Origin of the sequence: Pseudoalteromonas sp. GW168-MNA-CIBAN-0100 (genome assembly GCF_040309225.1) — a bacterium.
GTDB lineage: Bacteria > Pseudomonadota > Gammaproteobacteria > Enterobacterales > Alteromonadaceae > Pseudoalteromonas > Pseudoalteromonas arctica.
Window position 1 is genome coordinate 112,850 of sequence record NZ_JBEOOL010000001.1, and the last position, 11,397, is coordinate 124,246.

The 11,397-nt window shown below is 37.7% G+C and carries 13 protein-coding genes; 11 read left to right on the forward strand and 2 right to left on the reverse strand.

Annotation, left to right across the window (positions count from 1 at the left end; all coding sequences use genetic code 11):
• Positions 1-7: 7 nt before the first annotated feature.
• From AAEY62_RS00535 to AAEY62_RS00585, 11 genes are all read left to right on the forward strand, one after another.
• Entirely contained in the window at positions 8-961 is a 954-nt protein-coding gene (locus AAEY62_RS00535; protein WP_024591090.1) for a YbgA family protein, read from the forward strand.
• The gene (phrB, locus tag AAEY62_RS00540) at positions 961-2,355 is read left to right on the forward strand and encodes a deoxyribodipyrimidine photo-lyase (protein ID WP_024591089.1); all 1,395 of its coding nucleotides are present in this window, start codon (positions 961-963) and stop codon (positions 2,353-2,355) included. The genes AAEY62_RS00535 and phrB overlap by 1 nt, the downstream gene beginning before the upstream one ends.
• A 1-nt stretch (position 2,356) precedes the next feature.
• Entirely contained in the window at positions 2,357-2,785 is a 429-nt protein-coding gene (locus tag AAEY62_RS00545; protein WP_024591088.1) for a nuclear transport factor 2 family protein, read from the forward strand.
• 2 nt (positions 2,786-2,787) lie between these two features.
• A complete protein-coding gene (locus tag AAEY62_RS00550; RefSeq protein WP_024591087.1) occupies positions 2,788-3,498 on the forward strand; it encodes an SDR family NAD(P)-dependent oxidoreductase in 711 nt (236 codons plus the stop codon).
• Positions 3,495-4,751, forward strand: coding sequence for an NAD(P)/FAD-dependent oxidoreductase (locus AAEY62_RS00555; protein WP_024591086.1), 1,257 nt, complete (start codon positions 3,495-3,497; stop codon positions 4,749-4,751). Before AAEY62_RS00550 ends, AAEY62_RS00555 begins: the two co-directional genes overlap by 4 nt.
• Positions 4,744-5,481 (forward strand): DUF1365 domain-containing protein, encoded by a 738-nt coding sequence (locus tag AAEY62_RS00560; protein WP_024591085.1) that lies wholly within the window; start codon positions 4,744-4,746, stop codon positions 5,479-5,481. Before AAEY62_RS00555 ends, AAEY62_RS00560 begins: the two co-directional genes overlap by 8 nt.
• 37 nt (positions 5,482-5,518) lie before the next feature.
• A complete protein-coding gene (locus tag AAEY62_RS00565) occupies positions 5,519-6,781 on the forward strand; it encodes an SAM-dependent methyltransferase (RefSeq protein WP_101163367.1) in 1,263 nt (420 codons plus the stop codon).
• Positions 6,759-7,259, forward strand: coding sequence for a DUF2878 domain-containing protein (locus tag AAEY62_RS00570; protein ID WP_101163368.1), 501 nt, complete (start codon positions 6,759-6,761; stop codon positions 7,257-7,259). The genes AAEY62_RS00565 and AAEY62_RS00570 overlap by 23 nt, the downstream gene beginning before the upstream one ends.
• A 54-nt stretch (positions 7,260-7,313) precedes the next feature.
• Positions 7,314-7,802, forward strand: coding sequence for a chalcone isomerase family protein (locus tag AAEY62_RS00575; RefSeq protein WP_024609161.1), 489 nt, complete (start codon positions 7,314-7,316; stop codon positions 7,800-7,802).
• 1 nt (position 7,803) lies between these two features.
• Positions 7,804-8,343: a DUF3833 domain-containing protein gene (locus AAEY62_RS00580; protein WP_010552971.1), complete on the forward strand. Its 540-nt coding sequence runs from the start codon at positions 7,804-7,806 to the stop codon at positions 8,341-8,343.
• A gap of 210 nt (positions 8,344-8,553) precedes the next feature.
• Complete coding sequence (locus AAEY62_RS00585) at positions 8,554-8,829, forward strand: HU family DNA-binding protein (RefSeq protein ID WP_002962474.1); 276 nt, start codon at positions 8,554-8,556, stop codon at positions 8,827-8,829.
• Between the two features lie 92 nt (positions 8,830-8,921).
• Here the strand turns inward: AAEY62_RS00585 and ilvN are convergent, their stop codons facing one another.
• Positions 8,922-9,419: an acetolactate synthase small subunit gene (gene ilvN, locus AAEY62_RS00590; protein WP_007580691.1), complete on the reverse strand. Its 498-nt coding sequence runs from the start codon at positions 9,417-9,419 to the stop codon at positions 8,922-8,924.
• Positions 9,419-11,143, reverse strand: coding sequence for an acetolactate synthase 3 large subunit (locus tag AAEY62_RS00595; protein ID WP_024609159.1), 1,725 nt, complete (start codon positions 11,141-11,143; stop codon positions 9,419-9,421). Before AAEY62_RS00595 ends, ilvN begins: the two co-directional genes overlap by 1 nt.
• Between the last annotated feature and the right edge of the window lie 254 nt (positions 11,144-11,397).

Below are 11,397 nucleotides of genomic sequence, written 5' to 3' on the forward strand. Positions count from 1 at the left end.
AGAATATATGCATACAGATATAATAAAAATAGGTATAAGCGCCTGCTTAGCAGGCGAAAAAGTTAGATTTGACACAGGACATAAAAAGTCAAATTTTTGTATGGACGAGCTAGGTAAACACGTTGAATACACACGGTTTTGTCCGGAAGTAGCTGTTGGTTTACCAATACCTCGTCCAACTATTCGCCAAGTTAAAGTGGGCGATACTATTAAAGTATGCCGCCCAGATGGCACCGGCGAAGTAGGCCAACAACTTACTGAATATGGTAAAAAAGTTGCAACTGAACAAGCTAAAGAATTAAGCGGATTTGTATTTTGTGCAAAAAGCCCAAGCTGCGGCATGGAGCGCATTAAAATATACAACGAAGCAGGAACAGGTAATACCTCAGAAGGCGTTGGTTTTTTTGCTGAGCAAATAATGAAGCACAACCCATTATTGCCATGTGAAGAAAACGGACGTTTAAATGACATGCATTTACGTGAAAACTTTGTAATGAGAATTTACGTATTTAAAAACTGGCAAAAATTAGCACAAGAGCCGCTTACGGTTCATAAGCTTACTCAATTTCACTCTCAGTATAAGTACTTGTTGATGGCTCATAACTATCAAGCTTATCGTGATTTGGGTAACCTGCTGGGGACTTATGTAGGTGACGATATAAATGCAGTTGCAGATGAATATATTCTAGGTTTGATGACGGGTCTTAAAAAGCCAGCTTCTCGCAGAAATAATTGCAACACGCTAATGCATTTACAAGGTTACTTTAAAACAGATTTATCGAAGGTTGAAAAACAAGAACTTCGTGATGCGATAGATGAATACCGCGAAGGTTTGGTGCCATTGTATGTACCACTTACCTTGTTAAAACATCATTTGAAGGTTCACCCAAATGAGTACCTTGAAAAACAAGTGTTTTTTAACCCTTACCCTCACGATTTAAAACTACGATTTGGTATTTGATGGATACATTATTTTGGTTTAGGCGCGATTTGCGCCTTTTTTCTAACGAAGCGTTAATTCAAGCGCTAAATAATGGCGCTAAACACGCCATTTTTTTTGTGTCTGAAAAACAGTGGCAACAGCACCAAACTGCGCCTATTCAGATTGACTTACTCAAGCGCCGAGTTACTTATCTTCAATCTCAGCTTGCTGATTACGGCATTACTTTACATGTTATTGAAGCGCCAAGCTTTTGTGATTGTACGCGTGAGCTTATTGATTTTTGTAAATCAAACGATGTAAAACACGTAATTGCTAATACAGAATATGAGCTTAATGAAGTAAACCGCGATAAAGCAATTTTGCACGAATGCGATGAGCTTTCAATTACTTTTACTTTGTACGAAGGTGATTTAATTGCACCTGTTGGAACGGTTAAAAATCAAAGTAATGAAATGTATAAAGTGTTTACTCCATTTAAGCGAGCATGGTTAAAGCAGTATCAAGATACACACTTTAGTTTGCCTCAATGGCCTTTAACTTCTGATCCAATAAAATTTGATGAAAGCGACTTACTAAAAAGTGATGGATGCTCAGATAAGTGGCCGGTTGACGACGAAACACTAGCAACCGTGGTCGATAACTTTATATGTGACAAACTTACAAGCTACGACGATCAGCGTGATATACCCAGCGTAAAAGGCACATCAGGTTTAAGCCCGTATTTAGCACTTGGTATTGTAAGCACAAAACAGCTGCTTATTAATATTCAGCAGCGTTATCCTGATATTTTAACTACGTCAAAAAGTAAAACGTTTACGTGGATTAACGAGCTTGTTTGGCGCGAATTTTACAGGCATTTGATTGCTGAATTTCCGAAGCTTTCGCGCGGTGACAACTTTAACGAAAAGTATAACGACGTAGTGTGGCGTAAAAGCGAAAATGAATTTACAGCATGGTGTGAAGGGCGAACAGGTTATCCGTTAGTGGATGCTGCAATGCTACAATTAAAGCAAACCGGTTGGATGCACAATCGTTTACGTATGGTTGTTGCGAGCTTTTTAACTAAGCATTTATTAATAGACTGGCGCGAAGGTGAGCGCTTTTTTATGCAGCACCTAATTGATGGCGATTTAGCCTCAAATAATGGTGGCTGGCAGTGGGCTGCAAGTACCGGGTGTGATGCTCAGCCTTACTTTAGAGTTTTTAACCCTATCAGACAAAGCGAGCGCTTTGATCCAACTGGCAAGTTTATCCGTAAGTATTTGCCAGAGCTTGAAAACGTGCCAGATAAACACATTCATTTTCCACACACTTATTTAGCCGCAATAGGTAAAGATAAGGAATGTTACTGGCCAGCAATAGTTGATCATAAAGCGGCACGAGAACGTGCACTTGCTGCATTTAAGGTGTGATATGGATAACCAGTTACCAGTAGATAAATTTGTTGAAATATACCAACAGCTTGATAGCACTAATCTTGATTTATTGAGTGATATTTACTGTGACGACATACAGTTTATAGACCCAATGCATGAAATTAACGGCATTGTAGAATTGCGCAGGTACTTTGCTAACTTATATAGCAATGTTAAGCATTGCCAGTTTGATATTAGTGATTCGTTTAATAGCGGAAACAATGCTTTTATTTATTGGACTATGCACTATGCACATCCAAAGCTTTCATCAGGTAAAACTATTTCGGTAGAAGGTCATAGCAAGCTTATTTTTGAAAATGGCAAAATTATCAAGCACAGAGACTACTTTAATATGGGCGAGTTGTTATACAAACACATTCCTTTACTTGGTAGCGTTATAAAGCTAATTGATAAAAGGGCAGGTTAATTATGATCACACTTATAACGGGTGCTACTTCTGGTATTGGTGAGCAGTTAGCAATTAAATATGCGCAGTTGGGAGACACTGTTATTGCTTGTGGCCGTAATAGTGAAAAGCTCGCTGAGCTTGCTAAATACGACAATATTCAAGCGTGTAAATTTGATGCAACTAATCTACAAGACATTAAAGAGTCTACTATTGGCTTTCCTCATTTTGACCGTGTTATTTTAAACGCCGGTAATTGTGAATACATAGATGACGCGCGAAATTTTGATAGTGCATTGTTTGAGCGTGTAATAAACGTAAATTTACTCTCTATGGGGTATTGCCTTGAGGCGCTACTTCCTAAAATAAATTCAGGTGGTCAGCTTGTTTTGGTCAGCTCAAGTGTTACCTACCTTGCGCTACCTCGTTCAGAAGCTTATGGTGCATCAAAAGCGGGTGTAAGTTACTTAGCAAAAAGCTTAGCTGTTGATTTAGATGATGTTGATGTGACTTTAGTTCACCCTGGCTTTGTGAAAACTCCGCTTACTAATAAAAATGATTTCCCGATGCCTATGGCTGTTACCGCTGAAAAAGCCGCAGACTATATGATTAAGGGAATACATAAGCGCCGAAAAGATGTTCACTTTCCGTACCGTTTTACACTTATATTAAAAGCATTACGTATTTTACCACTCCCAATTTGGCTTAAAATCGCAAAAGGATTAGCCCGTTGAAAAAAATAGCAATAATAGGAACTGGTGTATCTGGTTTAACATGTGGGCATTTGCTTCACAAACATTATGATGTAACCGTATTTGAAAAAAATGATTACATAGGTGGCCACACTGCAACAGTTGATGTAAATGTTGGTGGTATTAAGTACGCGATTGATACTGGTTTCATTGTATTTAATGACAGAACATACCCATACTTTGAAAAGTTACTATCGCGTATTGGTGTAGATAAACAAACAACGCAGATGAGCTTTAGTGTTCATAACGAAGCCACTGGCTTTGAATACAATGGCCATACGTTTACAAGCCTATTTGCACAGCGTCGTAATATTTTTAGACCTAAGTTTTGGCGATTATTGTACGACATTGTTAGGTTTAATAAACTGTGTAAAGCACTACATGAAAAAGATAATTACCAAGCTGATCAATCATTAGGGCAACTGCTTAGTGACAATCACTTTAATGACTTTTTTAAATACCATTATATTCTTCCTATGGGCGCGGCTATTTGGTCTACCAGTATTAAAGAAATGGAGAATGTAGGCGTTGAATTTTTTGTTAAGTTTTTCTTTAATCATGGCCTTTTAGATGTAACAAACAGACCACAGTGGTATGTGGTACCAGGTGGCTCTCGTCAGTATATTAAGCCACTGATCAGAGGCTTTGCTGATAAAATTAAACTTAATACAGATATTAAATCTGTTACGCGTCAAAATGATGAAGTAACAATAGAGTTTGCCAATGGTGAATTAAGTAAATTTGATAAAGTAATATTTGCTTGTCATTCAGATCAGGCGCTTGCACTACTTGGTGATGCGACTGAGCAAGAAAAGTCAGTATTGGGTGCAATAGCTTACACTGAGAACTCAGTTGTGCTGCACACCGATACAAACCTTTTACCTGATAGAAAAGCGGCATGGGCAAGTTGGAACTACCTACTTAATAACAACACTGATAAAGCAGCTGTTGTTACTTACCAAATGAATATTTTGCAAGGCATACAGTCGGATACACAGTTTTGTGTAACGCTTAATCACCTTGAAGGAATAAGCCAAAGTAAAATTTTGCGCGAGTTTACTTATCATCACCCTGTATTTAACCAAGAGTCAATTGCTGCTCAAAAGCTTAAACACAGTATTGATGGACAAAACAATAGTTATTTTTGTGGTGCTTATTGGTACAATGGTTTTCATGAAGATGGCGTACACAGTGGTGTAGATGTAGCCAAGCAACTTGGGGTCGAATTTGACTAGTGCAGTGTATTTAGGCGATGTAAAACATCGCCGTTTTGCTGTTAAAGAACATCGTTTTAGTTACCCTTTGTATATGATGTGGGTAGATTTAAATAATCCTCAGCAACTAAATGGTGTGCATAAACACATAGGTACGTCAGGCTTAAAAGCGTTAAAATTTAATGAAGCTGATTATCTTAAAGACCCCTCAAAGCGTGCTAAACGACCTCTTATTGAGCGTGCGCATGATCAACTTACCAATTTAGGTATTACTGAAACCTTTACTCATGTTTATATGCTTGGGCAACTTCGTTGTTTTGGGGTGTATTTTAGCCCTGTTAATTTTTACTTCTTTGGCCACAACGACACTCGTTTTAAGTACATGATTGCTGAAGTGAGTAATACACCCTGGAACGAACGTCATTATTATTTAGTCCCTTTAGAAAAAAAAGTGAACTTTAAGAAGGTTTTTTCCGTATCACCTTTTATGAATCTAGATATGAACTATCATTGGCATGTTAAACAATCGCCTGATAAAACATTGATACACATTGAAAATAAGAAAAATGAAGAGTTATTATTTGATGCAACACTTCGCTTAAAACGTAAAGAACTCACTAACGAAGAGATTAATAAGTTGTTTAAACGTTTTCCGGCCATGACATGGTCTATTTTCAAAGGTATTTATTATCAAGCATTAAAGTTGTTTATAAAGCGAGTGCCTTTTTTAGGCCACTCAGGTAAGCCATAAAGCACATAGGTAGTCAGGACAATTAATAGGTATTTTAATGGATAAAGTGTCGAGCTTAAATTGCGAACAAAGCACAAATTGGTTAACTAATATATATAAAAAATTAGTAACTAAAGCCTTTTCATCAATCGAAACAGGTCAAATAGTGCTTATCGAAGGCAACGAAAGAACTGTTTTTGGTGATACGTTTTCTGATCTAAAAACAACCGTTACAGTTAATGATAAAGCTATGTATAAAGCATTTGCATTATCTGGGAGTGTTGGCGCTGGCGAAGCGTATATTTTGGGGCATTGGTCTTGTGACAACTTAACTTCATTCATTGAGATATTTGCTATAAACGAAAAGCAACTCGATGAGTTTGAAAAAAAATTCGCATTTTTTAGTAATATCGCACACCGATTTAATCACATAAAAAACAAAAATTCAGAATCGGGATCTAAGAAAAATATTGTTGCTCATTACGACTTAGGTAATGATTTGTACGAATCATTTTTAAGTAAAGAAATGCTTTATTCAAGTGCTGTATATCCTACAAAAGAAGCCACACTTGAAGAGGCTCAGCAATACAAGCTTAAACGCATTTGTGAGCAAGTTGAGCTTCAAAAAAATGATTCAGTAATTGAAATTGGTACAGGGTGGGGGGCATTTGCTATATATGCGGCCACACATTACGATTGCCATGTAACAACAACAACCATATCTGATGAGCAACATGATTATGTAGCTAACAAGATTGTTGAACTTGGTCTTGAAAGTAAAATAACATTACTCAAGCTCGATTACAGACTACTAAAAGGTAAATACGACAAGCTTGTTTCTATTGAAATGATAGAAGCAGTGGGTCATGATTATTTGCCGAGCTTTTTCACTCAGTGTGGTGAGCTCCTAAAAGACGATGGCGCCATGCTTATACAAGCAATTACTATTGGCGATCAGCGTTATAAGCACTACTTAAAAAATTCTGACTTTATCCAACAGTATATTTTTCCGGGTGGATGTTTGCCATCGCTTAACGAAATGAGTGAGCAGATTAAAAATAATACCGATATGGTTATTCATACTGTTAATGATATTGGCGCTCACTACGCACGAACATTAGCAGATTGGCGAACTCGTTTTATAAAAAGTTGGCCTGATTTAGACCGCTCTAAATTTGATGAACGCTTTTATCGTTTATGGTTATTTTATTTTGCTTATTGCGAAGGTGCGTTTAGAGCGAGAGCAACAAGTACGGTACATTTAATGGCGCGTAAACCTCGTTTTACTAGTGATAACGATGATATTGCGCTCGGTTACTAATTTTATTTTATTTCAAGCAGTGTGGTTTTTATCATTGCTGCTTGAAGCCAATTCGCTACTTTTTAGTGGCTTGATTATTGTTTTAATGTTTTGTTTGTCAAAGCAGAAAAAACAAGACTCCTTACTACTAATTAAAGCCCTACCTTTAGCACTATTGTTAGAATTTATAGCGGTAAAGTTAGGCTTGTTAGAATTTAAAGTTTATCCCTTCCCTCTATGGCTCGTCTTTTTATGGGCTGCATTATTACTTTCTTTAAATACCTCTATGGTTTTTTTGAGCAAATTAAAGCTTTGGCAGGCCTTTTTAGTATGCATGGCTTTTGCGCCAGCAAGTTATTGGGCTGGAGCACGCTTTGAAGTAATAAGTTTAGGGTTCCCTTTATGGCAATTCTGGCTCGTTTACGGCGCGCTTTGGTCTACAGTATTTACTGTTATTATTTTTATAAACCAAAAAATCAAGTTATTCATCAATCGCTGATCGTCCACAATTTCTATTTCGTAACATTACCCATTGACTCAAAGGGAGCTTATTTTGAAATTTTTACTAAAGGCAGTTACTTTTTATTTGCTTACAACTTCAATTGTTTTAGCTAACACACAATTTAATAAAGTAGGCGAAGCACGAATGGAGTATTTATTTTGGGATGTATATGACGCCGTGCTATTTACCCCTTCAGGTAATTACAGCGCAGAAACACATCCTGTTAAGTTTAAGCTTACCTATTTACGTGACTTTGACGCTAAAGAAATAGTAAAAGCAACAAATGAGCAGTGGGAACATCTTGGAAAAACAGGGCTGGCAGATAAATACGACAGTAAATTGTTGTCTATTTGGCCTGATATAAAAAAGGGTGACTCACTAACATTAGTGACAAATGAGCAAGGTATGAGCACTTTTTATCATAATGATGAAAAAATGGGTGAAATTGATGAACCTCAATTTTCGAGTGACTTTTTAGCTATTTGGCTTGATGAAAAAACTTCTGAGCCAAAATTACGAAAGCAATTATTAGGGAATTAATATGAACATATTAAACACGTTAAAAGCAGCTGTTATGAGCCTCTCGGCTCTACTTTTAATTAGCTGTTCGGCACCAAATGTTGAACATTATAAAAATACATCGCCAAATTTCGACTTTAAAACGTTTTTTAGCGGAAATTTGAAAGCCTATGGTGTTGTACAAGACTTTAAAGGCGAATTGACCCGAAAGCTTGTCGTAGATATGAATGCGACTTGGGACGGTAACCAGGGCGTTATTGAAGAAGACTTTGTTTATGATGATGGCGAAACCCAAAAGCGAATCTGGAAAATAACGTTAAATGAAGACAATAGTTTAACGGGGACAGCAGCTGATGTTATAGGTACAGCAAAAGGCAAAAGTGACGGCAGCGTATTTCATTGGAATTATGATGTAGAGCTTCCATACGATGGCAGTACTTTAGAAGTGAATTTTGACGATTGGATGTACCTGGTTACACAATCGCGCTTGATAAACCGCACATCTATTGTTAAGTTTGGAGTCGAGGTCGGGGAAGTGACCTTAGTTATCGAAAAAATATAGCTTATTTACCCAGTTGCTTAACTTGCGCCAAAATTGTACTCAAATTAAGTCTTTGTTAACCCAACACGCTGTATTCTACCGAGAATTATTTAAATTTTACTCATTTTTTAAGAATTTAAGCAAAAAATGCAATTTGCTGTTGCTAACTCTTTAAAAATGCATAAAGATAGGTTTTGCGAAGGCAAAATAATAACGAATAGGAATCTAACAATGAATAAAGCTCAATTAGTTGAAAAAATTGCTACTGATGCAGAAATCTCTAAAGCCGCTGCTACTCGTGCTCTTGACGCGTTTACAGGTGCTGTAACTTCTTCTTTAAAAGAAGGTGATTCAGTAGCATTAGTTGGTTTTGGTACTTTCTCAGTAAAAGAACGTGCAGCTCGCACTGGCCGTAACCCACAAACGGGTGCTGAGATCCAAATCGCAGCGGCAACTATCCCAAGCTTTAAAGCAGGTAAAGGTCTTAAAGACCAAGTAAACCCTTAATAGGTTTAACGAATTAAAATAAAAAAAGAGCTATTTAGCTCTTTTTTTTTATGTTTAATAAAGACATCAATTGATGCCTTTATATTATAAATTTATGCTTTTAAGGCTTTATCGCCTCGGCCAATGCCAACAGCACCAGAACGTACAACTTCAATAATATCGGTTTCATGGCGAAGTGTGTCTAAAAACGATTCTATTTTGTCTGTACTGCTCACTAGTTGCAGGCTATAGCTTTGTCGGCCCATATCTAAAATAACACCCTGAAACACATCAACTACGCGGGTAACCGCTGCACGAGTCGTCTCGTCTTGAGCAAATACCTTAACAAGCAATAACTCTCGCTCAATGTGACTCATTTCTGTTAAATCGATAATTTTAAGCACGTCGACTAATTTGTTAACTTGTTTTGTGATCTGCTCAACCACTCTGTCATCACCCATGGTGGTAATGGTAATACGTGATAACGACTGATCATCAGTTGTGCCAACAGTTAGGCTGTCAATGTTGTATGCACGTTGTGAAAAAAGCCCAACAATACGCGACAGTGCACCTGGTTCGTTTTCCAGTAAAATAGATAAAATACGACGCATTATGCTTTTACTCCTTTACGTAACCACATCTCATCAATGCCACCTAACTTGATTTGCATTGGGTATACATGTTCTTTCTCGTCTACAAGAATATCTAAAAAGACTAAACGATCGTTTATGCTCATAGCTTTATCGATTGCAGGTTGTAACTCATCAAGTGTGTTTACTTTAATACCCACATGCCCGTAGCTTTCAACCAACTTAACAAAATCAGGCAGCGAGTCCATGTAAGATGATGAATGACGACCGCCGTAAACCATATCTTGCCATTGGCGTACCATACCTAAAGAGCGGTTATTGAGTGATACAACTTTTACCGCTAGGTTGTACTGCAAGCAGGTAGATAGCTCTTGAATATTCATTTGAATAGAGCCATCACCCGTAATACATACAGATTCTTTATCAGGAAAGGCTAATTTTACGCCCATAGCAGCAGGTAAGCCAAAGCCCATAGTGCCTAGGCCGCCTGAATTTATCCACTGACGAGGATGCTTAAATGGGTAATATTGTGCTGCAAACATTTGGTGCTGACCAACGTCAGAACTTACGTAAGCATCGCCATTAGTGGCTTTATAAACAGCTTCAATAACGGCTTGTGGCTTAATTTTGTCGCCATCAGTGTTGTAGCTTAAACATTTTTGTTCACGCCAGCTGATAATCTGGCGCCACCAATCTTCTTGCGCGCTGCGATCTATTTTAATTGGGCTTTTATCAATACCCGTTTGTAGTTGTTCAAGTACGGTTGCTAAACAACCTACAACTGGTATGTGTGCTTTGATTGTTTTTGAAATTGAAGTTGGGTCAACATCAACATGAACAATTGTGGCATTTGGACAAAACTTTTTAACGTTATTAGTTACCCTGTCATCAAATCGTGCACCAAGCGCTAAAATCACATCGGCGTTTGCCATTGCTTTGTTAGCCTCAAGCGTACCGTGCATGCCTAGCATACCTACAAAGTTTGGATGTACACCTGATATGCCGCCAAGCCCCATTAGTGTATTGGTAATGGGTGCATTTAACGATTCAACTAGATGCGTTAATTGCTCTGACGTATTTGAAATAACAATACCACCGCCAGAATAGATAACCAGTTTTTTGGCCTCTAGAATAGTTGTTACCGCTTTACGAATTTGTTTTGAATGCCCTTTAGTATTAGGGCTGTATGTTCTTAGCTCTGTTGTTTTAGGAAATTCGTATTCAAACTTTATAGCAGGGTTAAGCATATCTTTAGGAAGCTCAACTACAACAGGTCCAGGACGACCTGTACTGGCTATGTAAAAGGCTTTAGCTAAGATTGTTGGGATTTCTTTAGCACTTCTACAGTTAAAGCTGTGTTTAACTATAGGGCGAGAACAGCCAACAATATCAGTTTCTTGGAATGCATCGTCACCAATTAAATTTGTAGGTACTTGGCCTGACAATACAACCATAGGAATTGAATCCATGTAGGCCGTTGCAATACCCGTTATACAGTTTGTAGCGCCAGGGCCTGAGGTTGCAAGTACAACACCAACGTCTCCAGTAGCACGAGCATAACCATCAGCCATATGTGTGGCAGCTTGTTCATGACGTACTAATATATGCTCAATATCATCTTGCTGAAAAAGTGCATCATATAAGTCTAAAACCGAACCACCGGGGTAGCCAAATATGTATTTTACCTTTAACTCTTTTAATGCCTGAACTACTAGTTCAGAGCCATTATATTCTTGTTTGCTCATCCTCATTCCTCTGTGCGCTTTTTTTATGCATAAAAAAACCCCCGCGTAGTGCGAGGGTTTTTAAAAAGCAGTATCACCTTTTAATACATCCCCGCTGGGCTTATAACTAAGACCAGTACGAGTACGACTAAAAGGTTAATTTGTGTGTTCATAGTTTTTACTCTACTTAGCAAAACACTGCTTTTAAATTAAAAATTCTGTATAGGTTTATTTTTAAGGGTTTTGAACCCTTATGTCAACCTTGAAAGTGGTTT